The sequence below is a fragment of the Streptomyces sp. bgisy130 genome, assembly GCF_057708345.1.
Genome location: NZ_JBYISA010000024.1, coordinates 13,220 through 38,128, shown reverse-complemented (window position 1 = coordinate 38,128; position 24,909 = coordinate 13,220). Strand labels below are relative to the sequence as shown.

Below are 24,909 nucleotides of genomic sequence, written 5' to 3'. Positions count from 1 at the left end.
TCGTGCCGGCCGTGATGTCACCGGCTCTGATCGTCGTGGGGGCGGGCCGACGGCCTACTTGGACCGCGGCGGGCCGACCGTTAGCGTGCCCTCCGCACGGGACTGTTGTGAGCACCGAGCACTGGGGGCACACGTGAGCCGACCGTCACGACGCGCACTGCTGGGAACCGCCGGAGCGATCGGCGCCGGGGCGGCGCTGGGCGGCGCCACCGCCCCCGCTGCCGCCACCCCCGCTGCCGCCTCCGCCGGGGCGCCACCCGCCCGGCGCCAGGAGGAAGCACCCGTGGACGACACCGCACCGGCCCGGGCCGCGCTGCGGCGGCTGCTGCCCGGCCACGCCGACCAGTTCACGCTGCTGCCGCTCGCCCGCGACGGCGCCGGCGACCGCTTCCGGATCAAGGGCCGTACGGGCCGTATCACGGTCGCCGGGACCACTCCCGCGACGGTGCTGACCGGCGTCAACTGGTATCTCAAGTACACCTGCCGGGCCCATCTGTCGTGGGCCGGCGACCAGGTGGCGCTGCCCGGCCGGCTGCCCGCCCCGGACGGCCCCGTCGAGCGGGCGACCCCGCTGCCGCACCGGTTCGCCCTCAATGACACCCACGACGGCTACACCGCCCCGTACGCGGACTGGCCGCGCTGGGAGCGGCTGATCGACGCACTGGCGCTGCGCGGGGTGAACGAGGTGCTGGTCACCCCGGGCACCGAGGCCGTCTACCACCGGCTGCTGACCGGCTTCGGCTACTCCGACGCCGAGGCCCGCGGCTGGCTCCCGGCGCCCTCGCACCAGCCGTGGTGGCTGCTCCAGAACATGAGCGGCTACGGCGGCCCCACCAGCCCGGAACTGATCGCCAAGCGCGCCGAGTTGGGGCGCCGGATCACCGATCGGCTGCGCGAGCTGGGCATGCACCCGGTCCTCCCCGGCTACTTCGGCACCGTCCCGGACGGTTTCGCCGCCCGCAACCCCGGCGCCCGGACCGTCCCCCAGGGCACCTGGTCGGGCCTCAAGCGCCCCGACTGGCTCGATCCGCGTACCGGCGTCTTCGCCGCCGTCGCCGCCGCCTTCTACCGCCATCAGCAGCAACTCCTGGGCCCCGCAGACCACTTCAAGATGGATCTGCTGCACGAGGGCGGCGACCCCGGTGACGTACCGGTGCCGGACGCCGCCCGCGCGGTCGAGAAGGCGCTGCGCACCGCCCGCCCCGGGGCGACCTGGGTGATCCTGGGCTGGCAGGACAACCCGCGGCGCGATCTGCTGGACGCCGTCGACCACGACCGGATGCTGATCGTGGACGGCCTCAGCGACCTGGACACGGTCACCGACCGGGAGCGGGACTGGGGCGGGGTGCCGTACGCCTTCGGCTCCATCCCCAACTTCGGCGGCCGCACCACCCTCGGCGCCAAGACCCACATCTGGGCCGAGCGCTTCACCGCCTGGCGCGACAAGCCGGGCAGCCGGCTCGTCGGCACCGCGTACATGCCGGAGGCCGCCGAGCGCGACCCGGCCGCGTGCGAGCTGTTCGGCGAACTGGCCTGGCGGGAGCGGCCGGTGGACCGCACCGCATGGTTCGACGGCTATGCCGACCTCCGCTACGGCGCCCGCGACGCGCACGCCCGTGCCGCGTTCGCCGCGCTGCGTACCAGCACGTACGCGATCTCCAGCAAGGACGGCCGCCCGCACGACTCGGTCTTCGCCGCCCGTCCGCACCTCGCCGCCCGCTCCGGCACGGTCTACGCCACGCACACCCCCGCCTTCGACCCGGCGGCCTTCGACACCGCGTTCGCCGCGCTGCTCACGGTCCGCCCCGCGCTGCGCGGCAGCGACGCCTACCGCCACGATCTGACGGACGCCGCCCGGCAGGCGCTGGCCAACCGGTCCTGGCAGCTGATCGGGCAGCTCCAGGACGCCTACCGGCGCAAGGACCGGGACGCCTTCCGGGCGCTGTCCGAACTCTGGCTCCGGCTGATGCGGCTCAGCGACGAGGTCACCGGCGCCCACCGGCAGTTCCTGCTGGGGCCGTGGCTGGCGGACGCCCGCGCGATGGCGACCGGCGCCGAGGAGGAGGCGCGGCTGGAACACAGTGCCCGGGCGCTGATCACCACCTGGGCGGACCGGCCCACCGCCGACGGCGGCTCGCTCGCCAACTACGCCAACCGCGACTGGCACGGCCTGATCGGCGAGGTCCATCTCCCGCAGTGGCAGGCGTACTTGGACGAGCTCGCGGACGCCCTGGCGGCGGACCGGCCGCCGAAGACCTTCGACTGGTACGCCATGGAAGAGCCCTGGACCCGCGCCCGCACCCGCCATCCGCTGCGCCCGACGACCGACGCCTACCGCACCGCGCGGCGGGTCCACGACACCCTCGCGAAGGCCCCCTACCAGGGCACCGTCACGGTCACCGCCGACCCGCCCGCGCTGCCGCCCGGCGGCCGGGCCACGGTCACCGCGGCGCTGCGCAACGTCAACGGTCTGCGGGCGACCGGCCGGGTGGACTTCGCCCTGACCGGCGTCGACGCCACCGCCTCGGGCCCGGTGTCGCTCCCCTCGGTCCCGCCCGGCGGCACCGGCCGCGCCCACTGGCGGGTCACCGCCCCGGCCGGCCCCCTGGAGGCCCCGCTTCACCCGCTCCCCTACGACCTCACCGTCGACTACGGCCCACAGGGCGCACCGCGGGTCCGTACGCCGCGGCACGGCACGCTGTTCGTGGCCGGGCCGCTGGACCCGGGGCTGCGGACGGTCACCACCAATGCGGCGGTTTTCGGCCAGTTGGCGGACCGTTTCGCCATCCATGGCGGGGGCGCGGACCTGTGGAAGACCACCGCGGAGTTCGGCGCGCTCTACCGGCCGGACGCCCTCGCGGCGGGCGGCTCGGTCACCGTCGAGGTGACCGCGCAGGACCCGACCGGCCCCTGGGCCCGCGCCGGCATCATCGTCCGCAACCGCCTCACCGCCGCCGCCCCGGGCACCCCGGACGCCGCCGGCTTCCTCAACCTGTCGGTGACGCCCGCCAACGGCGTGGTGCTGTCCTACGACGCCAACGGCGACGGCACCCTGGACACCTACCGGCGGCTCACCGGCATCACCGCCCCCGTACTGCTCCGGCTGACCCGCGGCACGGACAGCGGCAACTCCGGCAGCTACACCGGCGCCTGCTCCACCGACGGCGGCACGGCCTGGCGTGACCTCGCCACCGTCGCCGTACCCGGCGCCGCCGCCCGGCAGGACACCGGGCTGCACCAGTCCGCCGCCAACTCGGCCTCCGGGGACGGCGGGACGGCCGTATTCCGCCGCTGGAAGCTCGCCTGAGCGCCGCGTACGCTGACCCGGGAACGCACCACGAGCGAGGGGATCACGGTATGAGTGCCGCAGCTGAGAAGGAGTGGCTCTACGCCCTCGACATCTCCGACGCCACCTGGCAGCGCGCCCCCGGCGACGCCGAGGAGGCCGTGGAGATCGCCTTCCTGGAGCGGGGCGCGGTGGCCATGCGCAACTCCACGGACCCCGAGGTGGTCCTGCGCTACACCGAGGCGGAGTGGCGCGCCTTCGTCCTCGGCGCACGGGACGGCGAGTTCGACCTCCAGCCCTGAAGCCGCCGGTCCCGGCGGCCCGTCACCGGCCCTCCCGGCGCCCCCCGGGGTGCGGGGAGGGCCGGTGACCATCACAGGATTCACTCGTTTCACGGAACGTGAAGCAGCAGCAGAAACAGCAGCAGGCGACACCCCGGCGCCCGGAACGCACCTCCCCCGGCAGCCTTGAGGACTTCGGTGACGTCATCGACGTCGAGCAGGCCGAGGCGGCGCTGGTCGAGCACTACCCCCGGCTGGTCCGGCTGGCCTACCTCGTCCTGCCGTCCGGCCCGGGCCGCAGCCGGCGGGTGCTGGCCGCCCACGGTGTGGTGCAGCGGACCCTGCCGCGCCAGCGCAGCTCCACCCGCGGGGCCGGCCTGCCCGCCCCGCGCACCGGCGCGGACGCGGCGATCGACCCCGGCTACGCCTTCGTCCGGCTGCGGGTCCTGCGGGCCGCCCTGGCCGGCGGCCGGACCCGCCGGTGGCTGCCGCTGCCGCCGCTGCTCCCCCAGGTGTGGGGCCTGCGGCTCTTCCCGCGCTCCGGGGGCGCCGACGAACTGGCGCTGGACCAGGCGCTGTCGGCGCTGTCCGGGCCGGGCCGGGCGGCGTTCGTGCTGCGCGATCTGGAGCGGCTGAGCGCGCCGGAGACCCGCCGGGTGCTGGAGGCGGCCGGGGTGGCGCACCCCCGGGAGGCGCTGGAGGAGGCGGAGCGGGCCACGACCCCGGCCGGCAGCCGGGACCGTTCGCTGCTGGAGTCTGCGGAGTTCGACCCCTGTGCGCTTCAGGCCAGGCCGACGGATCTGATCCGGCGGCGGCAGCACGGCCGGGCGGTGCTGGCGGCGGGCGCGGCCGTGCTGGTATGCGGGGCGCTGCTGGGGCTGCCGGGCGAGGGCTGGGGCCCGGACGGCGCCGCCGCCCCGCCGTACGCGCAGAACGCCGCGGCCGAGGCGGCCCTGGACCCGGGCAAGCTGACGGTGTCCTCCGCGACCGCCTGGAAGCACGCGGCCCGGCAGGACTTCGCGGCCTGGCCCGCCCGCGGCGACCGGATCCACGACCGGGCGCTGCTGCGGCGGGCGCTGGCCGTATGGGCCAGGCCCGGGGCCGGGGTCCAGGTCTCGGCGACCCCCGGCACCCCGGCCGGTCCGGCGGCCGGTCCGGCCCAGCTGCTGTTCGCGGGGGTGGTGAACCATGCCGTGGTGGTGCTCCTCCACGACGGGCTGCGGGTGGTGCGCTATGCGGAGGCGGCGGACGGCGAGGGGCAGGGCGACGGCACCGGCGCGGCGCTGGACTTCGCGCGGACGGACGGCGCGGCGGCGGCTTCGGCGACCGCGCTGGTGGTGAGCCGCACCCAGGGCAATGTGCGCTTTCTGACCGCCCCTTGGGTGAAGGCGGCGCGGCTGGTCGATCTGGTCAAGCCGGAGGCGGTGGACCAGCCGGTGGCGGTCGGCGCGGGCGGGGTGACCGATCCGGTGCCCACGGCGCAGCCCACCGGGCAGTGCACGACCTGGCCGGCGCTGCGGACGGGCGGCCGGCTGCTGACCGATCTCGGTGAACTGGTCCCCGCCCGCCTGACGTACGGCAGCCCGCGCAAGCCGGGCGACGTGACCTCCCCGAAGGCCCGGACGGCCTGGGCCCGCACGGCCTGCCAGCTGGCCGTGGCCCGCGGCCAGGGGGTCCGTACGGTCAACGCCTGGGAGTTCGCCCGGCAGCCGCTGCCCGGAGGAGCCGGAACCGCCGCCTGGCTGTGCACCCGCGCCGAGACCTGGCGCGGCCCGGGCAGCCGCACGATGGCACAGATCCAGACACCCACGCCGGCCGGCAAGCCGTACACACCGGGCACGATCGCGGCACGCGCCGAGGGCGGCACCGCCTGCGGCCCCCGTGCCCCGCGGGCCCTGGCCGGGGTCCTGTGGAAGGCCGCCGACAAACGCTGGTGGCTGCTGGCCGCGGGCAGCACCCAGGTCGCCTCGGTCCGGGCCACCGGCGGCGTCTCCGGCCGGACGACCGGCCGCCTGCTGGCGGTCCCGGCGAAGGCGGGCGACCGCGCGGAACTGACCGGCAGGCTGACGGACGGCGGGCGGATCGAGGCGCTCGGCTAGCGGACGTCCGGCCGTCGCCCGGCGGGTGTCCCAGGGACCGGACCGGCCTGGGGACCGGACCGGCCTACGGAAGCACGCGTTCCGCCCGCCGTGGCGAAGGCCGGGCCGCTGCCGCTCGCTCATCGGCGGCCGCCAGCCAGAAGTAGAGCGGCGGCAGGGCGAGTTCGAGGGCCGTCAGGGCGAGCTGGAACCACTGGGGCGGCCCATAGACGGCCAGGGACAGCAGCCGGCCGAGGCCGCCGAGCAGGAAGATGCCGGCCAGCCACCGCACCGCCGTGGCAGGGATCGGTGAGCGCCGGGCCGTCCGGATCCAGGCGAGGCCGTAGCCGAGGAAGACGGCCCCGTAGAAGCGCTCCCGGCTGTCGACGGTGGCACCCGCCGCGCCTTCTCCCGGTACCGAGTCGATGCCGAGGGCGAAGTGGAACGCGCCGATCGCCACACAGGCGGCCCCCATCGCCAGCGCCAGCCACTTGAGAAGTCCGGCCATGCCCCGGCCACCCTTTCCCCGTCCGCAGATGCCCGCTGGTAGACGCCTGTCTATTAATGGGAACGTACGGCCGGTAGTAGACAGGTGTCAAGTAACCTCGGGACCATGACCACACGCCGCCGACTCGACCCCGCCGAGCGCCGCAGCCAGCTGCTCGACACCGGAGCACAGCTTTTCGCGGCGAAGCCGTACGACGAGGTGTTCATGGAGGAGGTCGCCGAACGGGCCGGCGTCTCCCGCGCCCTGCTGTACCGCTACTTCCCGAACAAGCGCGACCTGTTCGCCGCGGTCTACCAGCAGGCCGCGGACCGGCTGCTGACCCGTACGGAACTCGATCCGGCCCGCCCCGTGCACGAGCAGCTGCGCGCCGGACTCGACGCCCATATCGACTACTTCGCCGCCAACCGCCACACCGTGCTCGCGGCGAACCGGGTGCTCGCCGGCGACCCGGTGATCCAGACCGTCATCACCGACGAGCTGGCCGAGCTGCGCCGCCGGCTGCTCGACTCCACCGGCCTCGGCGCCGGGCCCGGCGAGCTGGTGCCGGCGGTCCTGATGAGCTGGCTGGTGTTCGTCCGCACGCTCTGCGTGGAGTGGCTGACGCATCAGACCTTCAGCCGCACCGAGTTGCGCGAGATGTGCGTGGGCGCGCTCCTGGGAGCGCTGCGCCCGGTGACGGATCTCGACCGCCTGCTGACCGGCGAGGAGGAGCCCCCCGCGGACCCGCAGGCAACCCCCTGACCTTTCGCCGCCCGAGGGGTATCGGCATTCCTTACCCCCCAGTACATTGACGCCATGTCTAATACGGCCCCGTTGCGGCCCCAGCCGGCCGCGTCCGAGCACCCCCCGCTGAAGGCCCGCAACGTCGCCTTCGACTGGGCGGACACCCCGCTGCACTGGATACCGGGCGATCCGTTCAGCACCCACACCATCAATGTGCTGCATCTGCTGCTGCCGGCCGGCGAACGCTGGTTCGTGCACGTCTACAAGCAGGTGCTGCCGCACCTCCGCGACCCCCGGCTGCGGGCGGACGTCATCGGGTTCATCGGCCAGGAGGCGATGCACTCGCAGGCGCACGACGAGGTGCTGCCGCACCTCAAGGCGCAGGGGCTGGACCCGGCCCCGTACACCGCGCAGGTCGACTGGCTCTTCGAGAAGCTGCTCGGCGACCGCACCCTGCCGCCCGGCCGCCCCCGGCGGTGGTGGCTGCTGGAGCGGGTCGCCCTGATCGCCGCCATCGAGCACTACACCGCCTTCCTGGGCGACTGGGTGCTCAACGCCCGCGCGCTGGACGCCAAGGGCGCCGACCCGACGATGCTGGATCTGCTGCGCTGGCACGGCGCGGAGGAGGTCGAGCACCGCTCGGTGGCCTTCGACCTCTTCGTCCACCTCGACGGCGGCTACCGGCGGCGGGTCCGCACCTGGGCCACGGCCTTCACCGCGCTGGTCTTCCTGTGGCAGCGCGGCACCCGCTTCTTCCTGGCGAACGACCCGTCGCTGACCGACGGGAGGGCGAGCGTACGGGAGTTCGTCCGCGCCGGGCGGCGGGGCGTGCTGCCGACGACCGGGGCCATGGCCCGCTCCATCCCGCAGTACCTGAGCCGCACCTACCACCCCTCCCACTACGGCAGCACCGAGCAGGCCATGGCCTATCTGGCCGCCTCCCCCGCCGCGACCGCGGCCGACGCCCGTACCGCCGGAGGTGCCTGAGATGCCCCGGGTCCGCACCGTCGTGCTGATCGCCGCGGGCGCCCTGGCCGCCCGGCGGGCGCTGCGCCGCCGGATCCAGACCTCCCCCCTGTGGCCCCTGCCCGCGCTGGAACACCCCATCTCCGGGCAGGGCCAGCAGGCGCCCGGGACGCGGCAGTTGCAGGTGGTGGAGCGTACGGCGGAGGCCGAGGGCGTGGTCCGGCTGCGCCTGGCGGGCGAGGGGCTGCCGGACTGGGAGCCCGGCGCGCACCTCGACCTGGTGCTGCCCTCGGGGGCCGTACGCCAGTACTCGCTGTGCGGCGACCCCGCGACGCCCGGTGCGTACACCCTCGCCGCCCGGCTGATCGAGGACGGCCGCGGCGGCTCACGCGAGGTGCACGAGCGGCTGCACGAGGGGACGCTCGTCGAGGTCCGCGGCCCCCGAAACCGCTTCCCCCTCCGGGACGCTCCCGCCTACGTCTTCCTCGCGGGCGGCATCGGCATCACCCCCCTCCTGCCGATGGTGCGGCAGGCCGAGCGGGCCGGGGTGCCGTGGCGGCTGCTGTACTGCGGGCGTTCGCGGGCCTCGATGCCGTTCCTGGCGGAGCTCGGCGAGCTGGCGGGCCCCGGCGACGGCCGGCTGAAGGTGGTCGCCGAGGACGAGGACGGGCGCCCCGATCTGGCGGCGGAACTCGCCGCCGCGCCACCGGGGGCGGCCGTCTACTGCTGCGGCCCCGAGCCCCTGATGGACGCCGTCGCGGCGCTCCTGCCCGCCGTGACCGAGGGACTGACCCTGCACACCGAGCGGTTCACACCCGCCGCCCCCGTCCCGCCCACCGGCAACGCGCCGTTCGAGGTCGAGCTGCGCCGCACCGGCCGCACGGTCACCGTCCCCGCGGACACCAGTGCGCTGCGGGCGATCCGCGACCAGGCGCTGCCCGATCTGCCGTACTCCTGCGAGCGCGGATTCTGCGGCACCTGCCGGCAACGGGTGCTGTCCGGAGAGGTGGACCACCGCGATGACCTGCTGACAGACGCCGAACGCGCGGACTCCCTGCTGCTCTGCGTCTCCCGGGCACGCGGTGGACGTCTTGTGCTCGATCTGTGATGAGACCGGCGATTCCGTGCCGCGCCCCAGGTCGTTAGGGTGGCCGCATGACGACCGGGACGCGACGGAGAATGGGCGTCGAGGAGCGGCGTGAGCAGCTGATCGCTGTCGCGCTCGACCTCTTCAGCCACCGTTCCCCGGAAGATGTCTCGATCGACGAGGTCGCCGAGGCGGCCGGTATCTCCCGGCCGCTCGTCTACCACTACTTCCCCGGCAAACAGCAGCTGTACGAGGCCGCGCTGCGCCGGGCCGCCGAGGAACTCACCGCCCGCTTCGTGGAACCGCACGAAGGCCCGCTCGGCGCCCGGCTGTTGCGGGTCATGGAGCGCTTCTTCGACTTCGTGGCCGAGCACGGCCCCGGCTTCTCCGCCCTGATGCGCGGCGGCCCGGCCATCGGCTCCACCCGCACCGGCGCGATGATCGACGGCGTCCGCCAGGCCGCCTACGAACAGATCCTGTCCCACCTCGGCATCCCCGACCCCGCCCCACGGCTGGAGTTGGTGGTCCGCTCCTGGGTCTCCCTCGCCGAAACCACCGCACTCCTGTGGCTGGACGGCCGCCGCGTCCCACGCGCCGAACTGGAACGCCAGCTCGTCCACGATTTCGCTGCGCTGGCGGCGGTGAGTGCGGCGTACGACGGCCAGATGGCCGTCGTGGTCCGCCGCATACTGGCCGCGGAGCCGGAGGATGGGATGTTCGCGGATCTTGTGTCTCGCCTAGGGCGTTTCACTTAGCCTTCCCGCGTTTTCGGCTGTCCCGCCGTGTGGGACCTCGTTCTTTCGCCTGGCAGCGGACCCCGCCCGCCGCAGGCGCAACGACGAACAACCCCCACGGCGGGAAAGCCGGAAACGTAGGAGGAAAATCAACCGCATGGGAGACATCACCTTCAGGCTCGTCGGCGCGGGCGAAGACGACGACTTCACCGCCCTGGTCGAGCTATACGACAGGGCCGCCCGCTGGATGCAAGAAAGCGGGATCGACCAGTGGAAGCCCGGCGACAAAGACGAGGAACACTTCCGGCTGCGGCAGAAGGACGGGGAGGTCTGGCTGGCGGAGGTCGGCGGGCGGCGGGTGGGTGCCTTCGAGTTGTGGTGGGAGGACGAGCCCGCGTGGGGGCCGCAGCCGCCGGAGGCGGGCTATGTGCACCGGCTGATGGTGGACCGTCGGCACGCACCGGCCGGGACGGGACGGGCGCTGCTGGCGCATGCCGAGCAGCGGATAGCGGGGGCGGGGCGGGCGTGGGCCCGGCTGGACTGTGTCTCGTCCAACCCGCGGCTGCGGACCTATTACGAGGGCGCCGGTTACACCGTCGCCGGGGAGCAGTCCAAGGAGGGCAACGGCGGCAGCCCGTACGCCGTCACCCTTCTCGAAAAGCGGCTGGGCGCCTGAGGCGTCCCTGGATCCTTGAGCCCGATCCGATCTGTGGAGGGAAGAGTGGCTGAGTCCCGGCGCAATGCTGCCCGGCCCGGGCCGCTGCCCAGCGGCCGGCACCATCTCAGCCGTGAAGAGGTGGTGACCTCGCAGCGGCTGCGCATGCTGACCGCCACCGCCGAGGCGATGAAGGACAAGGGGTACGTGGGGACCTCGGTTGCCGAGATCATCCGGCGCGCCGGGGTGTCGCGGGAGACGTTCTACCAGCAGTTCCGTTCCAAGGAGGACTGCTTCGTCCAGGCTCTGGACGCCGCCACGAAGCAGCTGGCGGGCCTGCTGGAGGCCGCGCGGCAGTCGGCGGCCGGCTCTCCGGAGGCAACCGGGCCGGTGCCTCCGGAGGAAACCTTCCGCCGACTGCTGCACCTCTATCTGCGGACCCTCACCGAACAGTCCGCCTTTGCCCGGCTGTTCCTCGTGGAGGTGTACGCCGCCGGGCCTGCGGCGATGGCCATCCGCATGGAGTGGCAGCGATGGTTTGCAGGCGCCCTCGCCGAGATCTTCCAGGTGGAGGACGAGGACGGTGCGGACGAGCGGAGCTTCGGCTGCGAAGCCCTGGTCGCGGCCGCCGCGCAGCTGGTGACCGCGCACCTGGTCGCGGACGACCTGAAGGGCCTGCGCGGACTGGAGGATCCGCTCGTCCGGCTTGCGGTACGGCTCCTTGGCTGAACGGCTAGGGGAGCCAGGGGAAGCGCGCCAGTTGGTCCCGTAGACCGGCGGGCAGCAGCGGCAGGACCATCATGCGGTATCCGGCCATCTGCTGCCGGGCCGCTGTGCGGTCGCTGTCGAACAGTGCGTGCGGCGTCTTGTGCGGGATCTGTAGCCCGGGGCCGCAGAGCGGGACCTTCGGCGTCTGGCGGTGCAGCTGGTCGCCGCCGCCCGAGACGGCGTGCGGGTTGATGTCGTAGCCGTGGTCGCCGGTGAAGTAGCCGACCACGCCGTTGGCGAAGCACGCCAGGTTCGTGATCACGTTCTCGGAGTGGCAGATGCCGTCGTTGGTGTTGCAGATCTCCTTGACCGTCAGGTCGCCGAAGCCGCGCGGTCCGTTCATGGTCATGCCCGGCAGGATCGTCGGCAGGTTCGTTTCGATGCCGCCCGGGCCGCCGTCCACACCGGGCCGCCGGGGATCGCCGTAGAGCACGCCGTTGATCTGGTCGTGCGGGACGGCGTCGCTGCGGGAGAGGGCGGCCAGCTCATCGCCGGCGACGATCGCGCCCTGCGAGTAGCCGGCGATGGTCACGTGGCCGGCGGAGCATGCGCCGTGGAAGGTCTTGACGGCCGCGTCGAGCGTGGCGATGCCCTCGGCCACGGAGTCGTCCAGCGTCTTGGTGTCGCCGGGGTAGGGGGCGATGGACGCCGAGTAGTGGATTTTGGTGAACGAAACGCCTTCGGGGAGCGCGGCGTTGCTGCGGTCGTAGACCGTGGCATCGCCATCGAGGTGACCCCCGACCTCGAAGATCATCGTGTTCGGGCAGTCGGCCCGGGTCTGCGCCGGTGGGGCGGCCGCCACGGCCTGCGGTGTGCTCAGCCCCAGGATGGGCAGCGCGACAAGTATCGCGAGTAACGATCGTGCCCTTCGCATGTGCACCTCGTCTCGAATCGGCTTGGGGGGAACGGGAGTTCCGGCCCCGTGCGACGCCAAAGGTAGCGTCGAGAGAGGTTCTGCGAACAGAGGTGTTCGTGAAAGTCTGGCCGCGGGCCGGTTGGACCGGAGGGCTGGGAACGTCAATCAGCTGCGGCGCGGGTCGCCGGTGGACCGGGGGGCCGCGTGCCGCATCTCGCGGGGGCACACCCCGAAGCGCTGCCGGAATGCGGTGCTGAGCGCGCTTGAGGAGGAGAAGCCCGAGGCGTACGCCAGCTCGGTGATCGTCATGTGCCGGTACGCGGGGGCCCGCAGCCGGTCCCGTACCAACCGCAGCCGCTCCTCGCGGATCAGCTCGCGGGGGGTCGTCCCGGCCTGCTTCAGGGCCAGCTGCACCTGGCGCAGCGACCAGCCCAGCGCCCGCGCCATGGTGGCGCCGGTCAGGTCGGGGTCGGTCGCGTGCTCGCGGATGTACCGGCGGACCGCCGTCTCCACCTCGGCCAGATGGCCCGGTGCGGTGGGACGGTCGTCGCCTGCGACGAGCATGCACAGCAGCTCGACCAGCCGGTCCGACACCGCGTCGAACTGGCCGCTGGTGAGAGTGTCGCGCTCCTCGTGCAGGCCGGTCAGCATGTCGCCCACCACCCGGCCCAGGCCGCGGGTCAGGTCGAGGCCGGTGGCGAGCGGCGAGGACCGGTTCAGTCGCCCGTTCACCTCCTGAGCGGGGATCGACAGGATGAACGCCCGCATGGAGTCGTCCTGGAGGATCTCGAACGGTGCGGCGAACGTGAGCAGGCACCCGGTCTCCGGCACCAGCCGTAGCTCCTGGTCGTCCTGCCGCAGCAGCAGCTCTCCGGCGACCGGTAACAGCAAGCGGTAGTCCTCGTCCGGGTCGTGCCGCACCTGGCCCGCGGTCCGGGTGTACTTGATCGTGTCCGACCACCACTGGACGAGCTGATAGGTGTCGGTGCACTGGCGGATCGTGCCCGCAGGAAAGTCGTCGGTGTGCGGGTACCTGTAGCTCATCCGGGTTTGATACGACGTCACGCGCTCGGCCCAGAGGTCGGTGCGCTCACCCGACGTCACGTCCCGGGTTGTCCACGAATCCACAACGTAGGTTCCCAAGGCCATCGAAGACACCCTTCACCGCGGCCTTCTCACAGCGTGCCTGTCCAGAGTCGGTTCTCGCGCGCACGGCAGGAGACCCCCCGGGTGGTGCCGCGCATTGTAGTGAAGGGTGGTGCAGTCCGGGCAGCGCGCGCCATAGGCGGATCGATGCGCATACGGGTGCGCTGACCTGTCTGTTGCGCACTGTGACAATTTCCTTACGCGCGCGGGCAATTCGCGGCGCACGATCCGGCCCTACGATCGGTCACGGACCCGCTGTGCGCCAGGGCAAGGCGGGTCCCCGCCGGCTGAGGTGGGACGGGCCCCGCAACCGCCCCGCCTGGTGGACGAACCCGTGGGCCTTGTCCAGAGACCCACGTACTTGACCGAGGATCAAGATGGCAAGCGACAAGCTGATCCAGAACCTGCGTGCGCAGCACAGGACATCCCGTGCCGTCCCGAGCGGTCCCGTGGCCCGTAGAGCCTGGGGACTGGCGATGGCGGCAGGGGTTGCGGGCGCAAGCGTGGGAGTTTTCGGAGCCGGGCCGGCGGCCGCCGACCCGTTATCGCTCAAACTCCGCTACACCTGCTCGGTTCTGGCGGCCCACGACCGGCCGGGCACGGTGAAGATCGACTCGGATGTCCCGACGTCGGCCGCGGTCGGCAGGCCCACCCCGAAATTCGCCATCCGTGCGGCGGTGCCGGTGAGCGCGGCTGACGCGAAAGGGCTGCGCAAGGCCGGCATCAAGAGCATCCAGGGCACCGTGGAAGCGAAGGTCCGGGTGAAAGCGCCGGAGGGCGACACCAATCTCAGTGTGCCGTTTTACGTGGGCAGGACCAGCGTCCCGGCGTCCGGACCGTTCGTGGTCAAGGCGACCGGCGCCGCGCCGAGCCGCACCTTCAGCCGGCCGGGCAGGGCGAAAATCACCATCGGTGACCTCATGGCGCATGTCACCGCGAGCGGCGTCATGACGGTCAAGCTCGATGTGCCGTGCACGCTGGATCCCCGGCAGAACGACGTCGTGGCGTCGCTCGGCATCGCTGGGGCGGGGACGACGGCCGGCCCGGACCCGTCCGGGACGGGTGGTACGGCTGGTACGGCCACCTCCGGTACCACTGGGTCGCAGAACCCGAGCGGAGGTGCGAAGGCGGGCGCGACCACGGAGGGCTCGGCCGGCCCCTCCGGCAACCTGGCGACGACCGGCAGCCGGGGCACCACGAGTCTGATCGCGCTGGCTGCGGGAGGTGTTGTCCTGGGCACCCTTGCTGTGGCCGCCGCCTTCCGCTTCCGCGCACGCAGCAGGTGACCGGGGCGAACCCTGCCACGGCACGTCACACGCGGTGGGGGTGGCTGGCGTTGACGGTGGTGACCGTGGGGGTGGCGGTCACCATAGCCGTCCGGGCGGGCACCGGGGAGGTGGACCCGGGCGGGCTGGCGGTCGGGCTGGTCAGCCTGATGCTGGCGGTAGCGGGGCTGCACCAGGCAACGCTCTCGCAGGCATGGCAGGACACCGACACCGCCGGACTCGCCGACCGCCTCGCCGTCGACGTCCGGAAACGCGAGGAGGAAGCCCGGCAGAGACTCCTCGGCGACAGCGACCGCACCATCAACGTCGAGTTCACCTTCCTGCCCTCCCCGGCCCACCACGGCACCGGCGCAGCACCCCACGGCACGTTGAAAGAAGTCGCCGCCTACTACCAGGCGCTCCGGCCCGGCCGCCTCGTCATCACCGGCGCACCCGGAGCCGGCAAGACCGTGCTCGCCCTCCACCTCATACTGCTGCTCCTCGCCGACCGCACGCTGGGCGGCCCCGTTCCCGTACGCCTGTCGTTGTCCACCTTCGACCCCCACCGGAACACGCTCGACGACTGGCTCGCCGACCACCTCACCCGTGCCTACCGGCTACGCCCCACCGCGGCAGCCGCCTTGGTCGCCGCCCGGCTGATCCTCCCCGTGCTCGACGGGCTCGACGAAATGGACGCCAGTAGGACTCCCGGGCGCGACTCCCGCGCCGCAGCCGCTCTGGAGGCCATGAACCGCTACGTCCATGGCACCACCAAGGGCCAGCTCGTCCTCACCTGCCGCAGCGCCCCCTACGTCGCGCTCGAAGGTGCGGACATGTGGGCCGAGGACGCCTCCCGTATCGACATCGCCCCCGTAAGCCTGGCCGCGACCGAGGCGTTCGTCACCGCTCGCGCCCGCAAGCCGGCCCGCTGGGAACCCGTCCTGAACGCACTCCACGCCGCCCCGGCCGGTCCACTGGCCCGGGGCCTGTCCACACCCTGGCGGCTGACCCTGGCCCTCGCCGTCTACGACGAACGTCACGGCGACGGCAGCTGGGCCCGTGATCCCGCGGATCTCCTCCAGCCCACCCTCCGGACCCCCGAGCAGATCCGGGACCACCTGCTGCATCTGTTCATCCTTGCCGCTTCCCCGACCGGCGGCACAAGGGCGCCCTACACCCGGCTGCAGGTACGCACCTGGCTGACGGTCCTCGCCGGCTACCTGCACGCCAACACCACCAGCGCCCGCGAGGTGGCCGGCCGGCGTCTCTCGGGCACCGATCTCGTACTCCATGAACTGTGGCCGCTCACCGGCCGGCGCCGCGCCCGCACCGTCCACGTCCTGCTGACCAGCGTGCTGTGGGCCCTTGCTGACCTGTCTGCCGCCCTGCTCGATACCTGGCACGTGTACGCAACGAATGTGACGCTCCTGGTGGCGGGCAGTCTTCTCGCCGGAATCCCGCCCTGGCCCATGCCGTCCCGGCTGGAACGAGTCACCGCCAAAACCCCTGCGGGACGACACCAGCTCGTGAACGGGCTGGTGGGTGGGCTCTTCTGGGGAGGGCTCATCGTCGTGCTCTACATCGGGAATGTCGTCGGGCCGGTGATCGGGCTCGTCTACGGATTGCTGGTAGGGCTCGCCGGTGGCGCGATGGTGGGATCCGGGCTGGCGGGCGTGCTCTCGGACGCGCCCGAAGTGCGCAAGCCGCACGGAAACGCGTCGCCGCGCGGCATGGTGCGGGACGACCTCGTCACCGGGTTCGCGACCGGCCTCGTCGTCGGGCTCGCGTTCGTCCCCTTCTATTGGTTCGCCCTGGGCCCCGTACTCTCGCTCGGGGCCGTCCTCATCTACATGCTGCTGTTCGGTCTCGGCGGCGGGCGGGTGCTCGCGCTCCTCTACAACCGCCTGTTCAGATGCGGTTTCCGGGGCGCGCTCGACGTGCTGTTCAGGCCCTGGCGTGCGTTCGGCCCCCTGTTCAGGACCGGCGCCGGACCGGCCCTCGGCGCCGCGGGTGTCCGCTACACCGCCTTCCTGCTCTGCACCCGCCGCTGGTGGTCCCACCAGCCACTGCCCTGGCGCCTCGGCCGTTTCCTCGACTGGTGCTGCGAGGCGGGTCTGACGCGCACCGCCGGGATCGCCTACCAGTTCCGCCACCGCGAGCTCCAGGACTTCCTCACCCGCGGCCAGATCCACGCCCGCCCGGCCGAACCACCCGACTACTGCTGACCCTGGCGGAAGACCGCCACCGTGCGGGCCGGAACCGTGAAGGTGCCCGACGCGGGTGCGTAGAACGCGGTGGCGGTGGTGCGGTCGGCGCCGTGGGCCTGGACGGGGTGCAGGGCGTAGTGCCGGCCCGCCAGGTCGCGGACGGTCTGGTGCCGCCGGTCCGGAGTGGCGTTGAGGACGACCACGAGGTTGCCGAGCCGCATGGTGAGGACGCCGGGGGTCTCGTCCTTGCCGGAGAGGGGGAAGGAGAGCTGCGACTGGACCGCGGCAGTGCTGGACAGGCCGAAGGCCGGTTCGGTGGCGTGGATACGGAGCAGGTCGCGGTAGGCGGCGGAGGCCCCGCGGATCGTGGTGCAGCCGGGCCGGAGCGCGGGGTCGGCCAGCAGGGGCCGGGCGTAGGGCCACTTGTCCTTGTTGTCGGCGGCCGGGGGCAGACCGCGGCCGAAGCCGTTGCCGTCGGCGCAGTTCCAGTGCAGGGCGTTGAACCAGTCGCCGCTGTCGAAGGAGTTGCGGTCCAGGGACTTGGAGCGCAGGAGGTCGGAGCCCGCCTGGGAGAGCGCGGGGCCTTGGGAGAGGGCCGCGGTGGCGAGGGCCAGGACCTGCATACGGGCGCGGTCGGCGGGGCGGGTGTGCGGCGGGAGTTTGTAGGCGAGGGCGTCGTAGAGGGTTTCGTTGTCGTGGGCGTCGGCGTAGGCGAGCGCGTCACCGGGGGCGGCGGCGTAGCCGGCCGGGGCGCCGTTGTAGTCGACCTGGGAGCCCGTGACGCGGTGGCCGGTGGTGTCGGTGAAGGCGTAGTCGGCGAGGTTGCCGGTAAGGCCGACCTTGAGGAGGTCCTGGTGGTGGAGGAGCCGGGCGCGCTGTTCGGCCGGAGTGCCGTTGGCGGGCGAGGAGTTGGGGTCGGTGTACAGGCCCGAGGCGAAGCCCTGGACGCGGGGGTCGGCATCGAAGGGGCCGCCGCCGCGTACCGCGTCCCGGGCCCGGTCGTTGAAGGTGGCGATGCCGGTGCCGGCCATGTTCCGCTGGGTTGCCTGGACGAAGCGGGCGTCGTTCGCGGCCTCGCCGAAGTTCCAGCCCTCGCCGTAGAGGACGATCTTCTTGCCGTCGACGCCGTCCTTCCGCGGGGTCAGCGCGTCGAGCGCCTTCCTGACGGCGAGGATGTTGGCCTTGGGGTGGTGCCCCATGAGGTCGAAGCGGAAGCCGTCGACCTTGTACTCCCTGGCCCAGGTGACGACCGAGTCGACGACGAGCTTGCCCATCATGGTGTGCTCGGGCGCGGTGCCGGAGCAGCAGGTGGAGGTGGCCACCCCGCCGTCGTCGAGCAGCCGTTGGTAGTAGCCGGGGACGATGCGGTCCAGGACGGAGCGCGGGTCCTGGCCGCTCGCGGCGGTGTGGTTGTAGACGACGTCCATGACGGTACGCAGCCCGGCCCCGTTGAGCCCCTGGACCATCCGCCGGAACTCCACGGTCCGGGCCGTCCCGCCCGGGTCGGACGCGTAGGACCCCTCCGGGACGGTGTAGTGCAGCGGGTCATAGCCCCAGTTGTAGGCGTCGCGGCCGGCGGTCTTGGTCACGCAGTCCTGCTGGCGGTCGGAGTCGGGGGCGTACGAGGCGAGGTCGCAGCCGGGACGGGCCTGGTCGGCGCGCCGCTCGGGTGCGGTGGCGAAGTCGAAGGCGGGCAGCAGATGGACGTAGGAGGTGCCGGACCGGGCGAGGGAGCGCAGCTGCCGCATCCCGTCCGAGCGCCGGTCGGTGAAGGCGAGGTACTGCCCCGGGTGGCGGGAGGTGCGGTCCTCGACGGAGAAGTCGCGGATCTGGAGCTCCTGGATGCGGGCCCGGCGCAGCGGCACCGCGGCGGGCTTCGCCAGCCGTGACCATCCGTCCGGGGCGAGCCGCGGGTCATCGAGGTCGGTGACGAGGCTGCGGGCCGAATCGGTGGTCAGGGCGGTCGAGTAGGGGTCGGTGACCTTGTTGGTGACGGTCTTCCCGACAGCGGGCGCAAAGACCGTCACGAGATAGCGGTAGGGCTTCCCGGCCCAGTCCCGCTGCCCCTGGACACGCCAGACGCCGCTGCGGTCATCGCGTCGCATCGGGACCGTACGGCCGTCTAGTTCCAGGGCGACGGTGCGGGCGGTGGGCGCCCAGACGGCGAGGGTGGGCCGGCCGTCGCGGCCGAACACCGGCCCCAGCGCGGCATGTTGGGCACGGGCCCCATAGAGGTCGTCCAGCACGCCGGGTATCTGGACGCCGGTGGTGGTGCGCCGCCCGTCCGCCGCGCGCTGGGCGGCCAGGAGCTTCCCGCGCAGCGCGGTACCGGCCAGATGGCGGTCGCGGGGATCGACGGTGAAGGCCGGGTACCCCGTCAGATGCGGATAGGCGGCCCGCTCGGACGGCGAGAGGCTGCCCGGCGTCAGCCGTATGCGAGCGCCGTGCGCACCGAACTCCAGCTGGGCGGCGCTGCGTTCCGCGCCCTTCCAGACGACGGTGTCACGGTCGATCCACTGGGCCAGAGCTTTGTCCGGAGGGGGCGGCGCCGCCTGCGCCGGTTGCTGCGGGGACGAGACCAGCAGGGTCGCCGTACCGAGGACCAGGGCGACCGCGGCGGCCAGACGCCGGCGGAACCGGCGGGTGGAGGAGGACATGGGTCATGGTTCTATCCGCGCCGATTCCCCGTTGCAAGACCTTACGCAAGACATTGCAAGGGTGTTACGTTCCCGCAGTAGCCGGTCCGGCCAACCGGAGACCCGCCCTGACGCGGGCCCTACGCGCCCGGATGGCCGGACCGGTGTCCAGGAGATCGTCCACTTCTCCGGTCAGCTCACCCACCGGCCGACAGCGGCTCACGAAGGATCAAATGCAGCTCGTTGTCGGCGAAATGCGGAATGGCATCCAGTTGCTCGGGCGAAAGGCGGCGCGTGCCGACGGGAAGGTCGGCGAGCCCTTCCGACTCCGGTGCCAGGGAGTGCAGTTGCGCAAGGATGCGCCCCGCCTCGGGCAGCAGGGGAATCGGAAGGGGCTGAAGCACCTCCCCTGTGATCCACTTCTTCAGGACTACCGGGCGGCCGTCGAAAGTGGTGATCAGCGCTCCGTCAAGGTCGGGGACAACCTCGGTGGTCGGTACGCCCAGTCGATACACGGCCTGCGTGTGCGTCGCCAGACGCTGGGCGCTGACGAGGTCGTGATTGTCGAGGATGGTCAGCGTGAAGTCGCCGGAAGCACTCGACAGGTGGAAGCTGGAATTCGCTGCACCGCCCTTGAGGGGTTCCAGCTGCGAGTCCCGGAGCCCATAGCGCTCGGACACGGCGGGCAGGTCGATCTCGTCCAGCTTGGTATATGTGGCCACCCGGATCAAGCTCCTCTGTGTGCGGCGGCTTCTCGGCGCCGATCCTCGACAATTGCAACCCAGCGTGCGCGCACCCGACTTCGCTCGTCCATCCATTCGGCGCGCGGCAGATCCTCGGGCGGATCCTCCCCTGCCATCAGGTACGACAGTTCGGCCAAGTAGGCGAATTCCTCTCCTCGTACACATTCGTGCAGCCGTTCCCGTGCCTCGGCGCGCAGGGCAGGCTGGTCCACGACGGCGGCGTGAAGACAGACCGCGAAGCGCACATATGCGATGGACGACGTCAGCCCCGCTTCGCGGGCCTCGTCGACGACTTCCTCCGCGCGGACGGGCAGGTCAAGGCTGACACCGGCATCCCGTACGAGACATGCGATCTTCGTCTGGAGCTCCGCCCACCGGATCGACACTCCTCCCAGGTCGTCCCGTGCCCGCTCGATCTCCTCCCCGGCTCGTGGGCGGTCCCGGAACGCGGCAGCGAAGGCCAGGCACGCCTGCGACAGTGCGGCCTCGCCCGGCTGGTCACGCCGTAGCGCCTCATCGCGGTTGACCGCGTACGAGGAGCAGGCCAGTGCCACGTCCCCCTGGGTCCACCAGAGGTCGCCGAGTGCCCGATCACGGCGGCCCTCCACGCCCAGGGCCTCGGCTGCGGCATGCACCTCAGGAAAGCGCCCCACGCGGCGCGCGAGGTGTACCAGGCCACGGGCCGCGGTGGGCGCCAGCCGTCCCCCGGCCTCGACGACCTGCCGCATCCCCTCCAGCGAGCTCGCGAAGTTCCCGAGGTCGCGGTCACACTCCGCTAGGAAATACCGCGGCAGCTCCAACAGCGAGTCGGGCAACTTCCCGGACGCCAGCACCGCACGCAATTGCTCAGCCGTTTCACCCCTATGACGCCGCTGCCGCCGTGCGATCGCGGACAGCCCGATGGCCAGGGCGTCCGCCGCACTGCCGATCGGGGCACTACGGCTCTGTTCGACAGCTGGGGGAGGCAGTTCGATGGGCTCCCACACGAAGTCGGCGACGTAGCGGAACGCGGCGTCCTGTAGCCATCCGAGCTCCAGGCCGTAGTCACGGGCGATCGTCAAGCCCTGCCGCAAGGCGGCGACCAGACGCCCTCGGTCGCCGTCCACCTCATGTTCCAGGGCATCGACTGTGCGTTGAGCGGCCCGCCGCCAGTCCGCCGGACTCCAGCGGTCCTCGCTCGTCGAGTCCGCCTCACGCATGGCATCGCGTACGAGGTTGTGCAGCCGGTAGGGCCATGGGGCGCCGGGATCCAGGTCCACGAAGGGACGCTCGACCAACTCCAGCGCGGGGGCGTCATGATCGAGGCCCGCGGCGGCAGCTGCCAACTCGACAGAGAAGGAATCCAGCAGGCTCACCGCTCTGAGGACCTGCCGCACGCTCGGTGTGAGATCCCGGAAGGTTCGGGCGACCAGCGCCGGGAAGTCCAGATTGAACTCACTCGCTACCGGGGCGCGCCCGTTCTTGCGGTACATGTCCAAGAACCGCATCACCGCGAGGTCCAGGTACAGCGGCAACCCGTGCGAGTTGGCGGTGATCAGATGCCGTGCACCGTCATCCATCAGCGGCCGGCGGTCCACGGTCAGCCGCTCGCAAAGGTACCTCTCGCAGTCCTCCGCGGAGAGGTATCCGACAGTGTGCTGACGCGGTTCCTGCCCTGCGCCACCGACGAGCAGCGGCCAGAAGTCCGGTCCCGCCCAGTCCAGCTGCCCTTCCAGTTTGGCGTCGTCCCACTGAAGACGGTTTCGGCCGGTGATGACGAAGAGTGCGTTCGGCATCAGCCACACCACCCGCTGGATCAGCCGCTCGAGGTCGCGGTGCACGCGGTCCCCGACATCCTCAAAGGTGTCCAGGAGGACGACGAGTGTGGCCTGGCGCTTGACCGGAACCCTGCTGAGGTCCCAGGCAAGCAGATGCGAGTAGTAGCTGAGTGCTTCCAGGTCCGGTTCAGCTTCGAGAAGGTCGGCCAGACGGCGGCACTCGGCGAGCGAGCGGACCTGGTGACGCCGGTCCCGCAACGCACGGATGACCGACCGGAGTCCCTTTCCTGCGAGTACGCCCACCGTCCCGGGCAAAGACACCGCCTGCGCGACGTCTGACAGCACTGACTGCATCTGCCCGGACAAGGATCGCGATCCCGGAAACCGGCTGAACCACGTACGGCGCCGTAAGTACTCCTCCAGCGGCTCACCTGGGTGGTTGCGCTCCCAGTAGCGCTGGAACGCAAGGTCGAATGCCGGCATCGGCTCCCCCAGCTCGGCGACCGCGAGCCGCAGGGCAAGCATCAGGGACTCGAAGTCGCTGCCGGAGTCACGGGACAAGTCGACGCGCACAGGCGCCACCCGCCCTAACTGGGGGTCCAGCGGAGGCCAGCCGACATCGTGTGCTCCGCCGTCCACAAGGTGCTCGGCGACACCACGCGACAGCGTGGACTTGCCGATGCCGCCGACCCCGTAGAAGACAAGCACGTTACGCCGCGGCGTCTCCAGATCCTCGACGTCGAACCCGGACCCGCTCACCGCCTGTGTATGACGAGCGAGACTCTCGACCACCGTGGCCCACTCGTCCCGTCGGTCGGCGAAGTAATCGACGGCTTTCAGCTCACGATCATTCGACCGGAATAACGCACGAAGATCCGACCTGGACACCTGGGCAACCTCCGGCTGAGGGACTCGAAATCGCCACCCCAGCAGCTCGTTTGATGGGTCGTCAAGCGGTGGCCACTCCTCGGACGGAGATTGCCCAGGTGCGAACGGGCGGAGCGGGTGCATGGACGGCCCTGGAGCAGCCCCCGCACGCGCCCCTGGGCCCCGGCCCCCGAACTCCCGGGATCAGCCGATCTTGACGTACCGAATGACCCCTCCCAACCCTCCCGAGCCCTCCACCGGATACCTGTCCAGCACGGTGAGAGGTTTTGCCGAACGGTCGACCGCCTGCTGCCGCTGCCCGGATAGCGTCGCGTCATCCTTTCTTGATCGCGATGCGCGGGCTTCTCCAGGCATGACCGGAGAGGCCCGCCGGGAGGCATGTCATGAGTGTGGTCAACCTGTTCCGTGCCGCGGCCGCGCTGCCGGACGCCTGGAGCTCGCGTCCACTGGGTGAGGTGGGGACGGCCTGCGTCAAGGTGCTGCGCATGGACGAGCTACCGGTCGAGGAGGAGGCACACGGCACCGCCGAAGTGCTGCTCGTGCTCGACGGCAAGCTGGAACTGAGCGTGGAGGATGCCGAGGTGACAGTGGGGCCGGGCGAGATGTACCTGGTGAAGGCGGGCGTCCGGCATGCCGTTCGGCCGGGGAGCCGGGGCACCCTGGTGATCGTGGAAGTACCCGAGGGACCAGGGGGCGACTGATCCCTTGCGGCCGGCGGTCTTCAGCCCCCGTGCTTCGCCGTCGCTATTTGCCGCCGCTTTTCGCTGTTCACTTGCAGACGAGGAGACTGTCGCAGTACCCAATTCCCGGGGCATCAGGGCGAACCGTGAGGTCCTTCCGGCTGTTCAGAAGGTAGAACCCATCCTTCTGGCTGGTTCCCGCCCCAATGACGATCAACGTCTGGGCTGCCATTTTCTCCCCCATGATGGTGATCATGGAGTCATGGAGCGCAGCGAAGAGGTTGAAATCCAGGTTATTCGTGTGGACCACGCGGTAGCTCCGCGGGTCACGCGTCATTTGCTGCTTGTCCCAGCCGTTGACCGTGACCAACTGGTAGGGCCAACGAGTCAAATCCCCGGTGATCGTGCCCGCTGCTTTGGCGAGGTCGGTTGTCACCCCCTGGACGACCAGAGACATATGGATGTGCAGCTGCTCGTGAGAGCGCGACCCGGCCGCGTTGATCCCCAGTCCGAAGGTCCCCCAGGGCGGCTTTGAGAACCATTCGTAGGCCCTGTCCCAGGCCACCTGCCAGTAGTTGTGATCCTTGTCGGAGTAGGCGCCGGACACCAGGTCCGGGCACTCGATCCCTTTGATGCGATCGGTGGGAACCAGGAGGTGTCCCTGTTGCCCTTTGGCCACGAGCCAACGGCTCCCCTTCGGCCTCTCTTGGCACTCCCACGCCATTTTCCAGAGAATGTCATCGTCCGTAGTGCTTCCGCACAACTGGGGATCGGGCGGTGCGGAGAGGGTGCTCTCCCTGTTCTTTTCGATGGTCATCGCAGCATCTCCACGCTGATCGGCCGGGCAGCGGCTGCCCGGCGGTAACGCCCTGGTCCCGCCACGCAAAGAGGCAAAGCGTCCGCTACCCACCGGTCGAACGGACTTCGAGGGTTGCCACCAGTGCCGGCCCGCGGCGGGCCGGGCGTTGCCGGAGACGGCATCACGCTGCCTCCGGCGGGCGCGTGGGTCAGAGCCTGGGGCCTGGCTCAAGCTGTAAAACCACCGTGTCACCAACCCTGAGCGGGCGCATCTGCTGGCTGTGTCGAGCGTCCGCGGCCGGGTGGCGCTAGAGGTCCAGTTCCGCGCGGACCACCTTGCCCACCGGAACCCGGTCGACGACCTCCCAGCGGGCGGCGAGCGCGGCCACCAGCAGCAGGCCCCGCCCCGTTTCACCGTCGGGCGGCGGCAATACCAGGGCATCGGGGGACGGCGGGCGCTTCTCGGTGCGGGTGTCGGCGACCTCGATGCGGAGGGTGGCGGGGCGGGCCGCATCGGTATCGCCATGGGCGTAGGACAGGGTCGCGAGGCGCAGTTCGAAGTCCCGGCCCGGTACGCGGCCGTGGGTGGCGGCGTTCGCCGCGAGTTCGGCGACGACTGCGGCGGCGGCATCGGACAGCGCGCCGCCATAGGGAAAGCCCCACAGATCGAGCCGGTGGACGGCGAGATGCCGGGCGAGGCGGGCGCCGAGGCAGGTCGCGCTGAAGCGCTGGGTGAACACACGTACGGTGACCGGGGCTTGGGGCGCCCGGGAGGTTGCTTGGGCTGGCATGCGCTCCACGGTGGCGCCCGTATGGCGGCCATGGCCAGGATTTCCGCCCCTACGGA

The 24,909-nt window shown here is 71.7% G+C and carries 20 protein-coding genes; 12 read left to right on the top strand and 8 right to left on the bottom strand.

Translation table 11 applies throughout. From position 1 onward, the window contains the following. The first annotated feature begins 133 nt into the window (after nt 1-133). From AC3EUV_RS26540 to AC3EUV_RS26530, 3 genes are all read left to right on the top strand, one after another. On the top strand, nt 134-3,307 hold the full coding sequence (locus AC3EUV_RS26540; RefSeq protein ID WP_435604034.1) for an alpha-N-acetylglucosaminidase: 3,174 nt from the start codon (nt 134-136) through the stop codon (nt 3,305-3,307). A 50-nt stretch (nt 3,308-3,357) separates the two neighbouring features. Continuing rightward, the gene (locus tag AC3EUV_RS26535) at nt 3,358-3,588 is read left to right on the top strand and encodes a DUF397 domain-containing protein (RefSeq protein WP_432146620.1); all 231 of its coding nucleotides are present in this window, start codon (nt 3,358-3,360) and stop codon (nt 3,586-3,588) included. Between the two features lie 98 nt (nt 3,589-3,686). Next, nucleotides 3,687-5,666, top strand: a complete 1,980-nt coding sequence (locus tag AC3EUV_RS26530; RefSeq protein WP_432146621.1) for a hypothetical protein — start codon at nt 3,687-3,689, stop codon at nt 5,664-5,666. Between the two features lie 64 nt (nt 5,667-5,730). Here the strand turns inward: AC3EUV_RS26530 and AC3EUV_RS26525 are convergent, their stop codons facing one another. Further along, a complete protein-coding gene (locus AC3EUV_RS26525) occupies nt 5,731-6,153 on the bottom strand; it encodes a DUF4345 domain-containing protein (protein WP_432146622.1) in 423 nt (140 codons plus the stop codon). 105 nt (nt 6,154-6,258) lie between these two features. Here AC3EUV_RS26525 and AC3EUV_RS26520 point away from each other — a divergent pair, with 105 nt between their 5' ends. The 6 genes from AC3EUV_RS26520 to AC3EUV_RS26495 all read left to right on the top strand — a co-directional run bounded on the left by AC3EUV_RS26520 (nt 6,259) and on the right by AC3EUV_RS26495 (nt 11,047). Beyond that, nucleotides 6,259-6,894 (top strand): TetR/AcrR family transcriptional regulator, encoded by a 636-nt coding sequence (locus AC3EUV_RS26520; protein WP_432146623.1) that lies wholly within the window; start codon nt 6,259-6,261, stop codon nt 6,892-6,894. A 54-nt stretch (nt 6,895-6,948) separates the two neighbouring features. Next, entirely contained in the window at nt 6,949-7,863 is a 915-nt protein-coding gene (locus AC3EUV_RS26515) for a metal-dependent hydrolase (RefSeq protein ID WP_432146624.1), read from the top strand. A gap of 1 nt (nt 7,864) precedes the next feature. Beyond that, the gene (locus tag AC3EUV_RS26510; RefSeq protein WP_432146625.1) at nt 7,865-8,950 is read left to right on the top strand and encodes a PDR/VanB family oxidoreductase; all 1,086 of its coding nucleotides are present in this window, start codon (nt 7,865-7,867) and stop codon (nt 8,948-8,950) included. A gap of 47 nt (nt 8,951-8,997) precedes the next feature. Further along, a complete protein-coding gene (locus AC3EUV_RS26505; RefSeq protein ID WP_432146626.1) occupies nt 8,998-9,684 on the top strand; it encodes a TetR/AcrR family transcriptional regulator in 687 nt (228 codons plus the stop codon). 136 nt (nt 9,685-9,820) lie between these two features. Continuing rightward, nucleotides 9,821-10,339: a GNAT family N-acetyltransferase gene (locus AC3EUV_RS26500; protein WP_432146627.1), complete on the top strand. Its 519-nt coding sequence runs from the start codon at nt 9,821-9,823 to the stop codon at nt 10,337-10,339. 45 nt (nt 10,340-10,384) lie between these two features. After that, a complete protein-coding gene (locus AC3EUV_RS26495) occupies nt 10,385-11,047 on the top strand; it encodes a TetR/AcrR family transcriptional regulator (RefSeq protein WP_435604033.1) in 663 nt (220 codons plus the stop codon). A gap of 4 nt (nt 11,048-11,051) precedes the next feature. On the opposite strand, the gene AC3EUV_RS26490 is transcribed toward AC3EUV_RS26495, so the two are convergent. Next, nucleotides 11,052-11,960, bottom strand: coding sequence for a PE-PPE domain-containing protein (locus AC3EUV_RS26490; RefSeq protein ID WP_432146629.1), 909 nt, complete (start codon nt 11,958-11,960; stop codon nt 11,052-11,054). 147 nt (nt 11,961-12,107) lie between these two features. Continuing rightward, entirely contained in the window at nt 12,108-12,986 is an 879-nt protein-coding gene (locus AC3EUV_RS26485) for a helix-turn-helix domain-containing protein (RefSeq protein ID WP_432146630.1), read from the bottom strand. Between the two features lie 605 nt (nt 12,987-13,591). Between AC3EUV_RS26485 and AC3EUV_RS26480 the strand changes: the two genes are divergently transcribed. Beyond that, entirely contained in the window at nt 13,592-14,374 is a 783-nt protein-coding gene (locus tag AC3EUV_RS26480; RefSeq protein ID WP_435604032.1) for a DUF6801 domain-containing protein, read from the top strand. 56 nt (nt 14,375-14,430) lie between these two features. After that, nucleotides 14,431-16,578, top strand: a complete 2,148-nt coding sequence (locus AC3EUV_RS26475; RefSeq protein WP_432146641.1) for an NACHT domain-containing protein — start codon at nt 14,431-14,433, stop codon at nt 16,576-16,578. Here the strand turns inward: AC3EUV_RS26475 and pulA are convergent. The 3 genes from pulA to AC3EUV_RS26460 form a co-directional block, all read right to left on the bottom strand. Further along, nucleotides 16,569-19,217, bottom strand: a complete 2,649-nt coding sequence (gene pulA, locus AC3EUV_RS26470; RefSeq protein ID WP_435604031.1) for a pullulanase-type alpha-1,6-glucosidase — start codon at nt 19,215-19,217, stop codon at nt 16,569-16,571. The genes AC3EUV_RS26475 and pulA overlap by 10 nt on opposite strands. Before the next feature lie 176 nt (nt 19,218-19,393). Then, nucleotides 19,394-19,918 (bottom strand): phosphotransferase, encoded by a 525-nt coding sequence (locus AC3EUV_RS26465; RefSeq protein WP_435604030.1) that lies wholly within the window; start codon nt 19,916-19,918, stop codon nt 19,394-19,396. Between the two features lie 5 nt (nt 19,919-19,923). Next, nucleotides 19,924-22,455, bottom strand: a complete 2,532-nt coding sequence (locus AC3EUV_RS26460) for a winged helix-turn-helix domain-containing protein (RefSeq protein ID WP_435604029.1) — start codon at nt 22,453-22,455, stop codon at nt 19,924-19,926. 512 nt (nt 22,456-22,967) lie between these two features. Between AC3EUV_RS26460 and AC3EUV_RS26455 the strand changes: the two genes are divergently transcribed. Continuing rightward, nucleotides 22,968-23,285 (top strand): cupin domain-containing protein, encoded by a 318-nt coding sequence (locus AC3EUV_RS26455; protein ID WP_435604028.1) that lies wholly within the window; start codon nt 22,968-22,970, stop codon nt 23,283-23,285. Between the two features lie 67 nt (nt 23,286-23,352). Here AC3EUV_RS26455 and AC3EUV_RS26450 read toward each other — a convergent pair whose 3' ends face one another. Next, nucleotides 23,353-24,081 carry a CDP-diacylglycerol diphosphatase gene (locus AC3EUV_RS26450; protein ID WP_432146634.1) on the bottom strand — a complete coding sequence of 243 codons (729 nt, stop codon included), beginning with the start codon at nt 24,079-24,081 and terminating at the stop codon, nt 23,353-23,355. Nucleotides 24,082-24,370: 289 nt separating this feature from the next. Then, nucleotides 24,371-24,853, bottom strand: coding sequence for an ATP-binding protein (locus tag AC3EUV_RS26445; protein ID WP_432146635.1), 483 nt, complete (start codon nt 24,851-24,853; stop codon nt 24,371-24,373). Nucleotides 24,854-24,909: the final 56 nt, after the last annotated feature.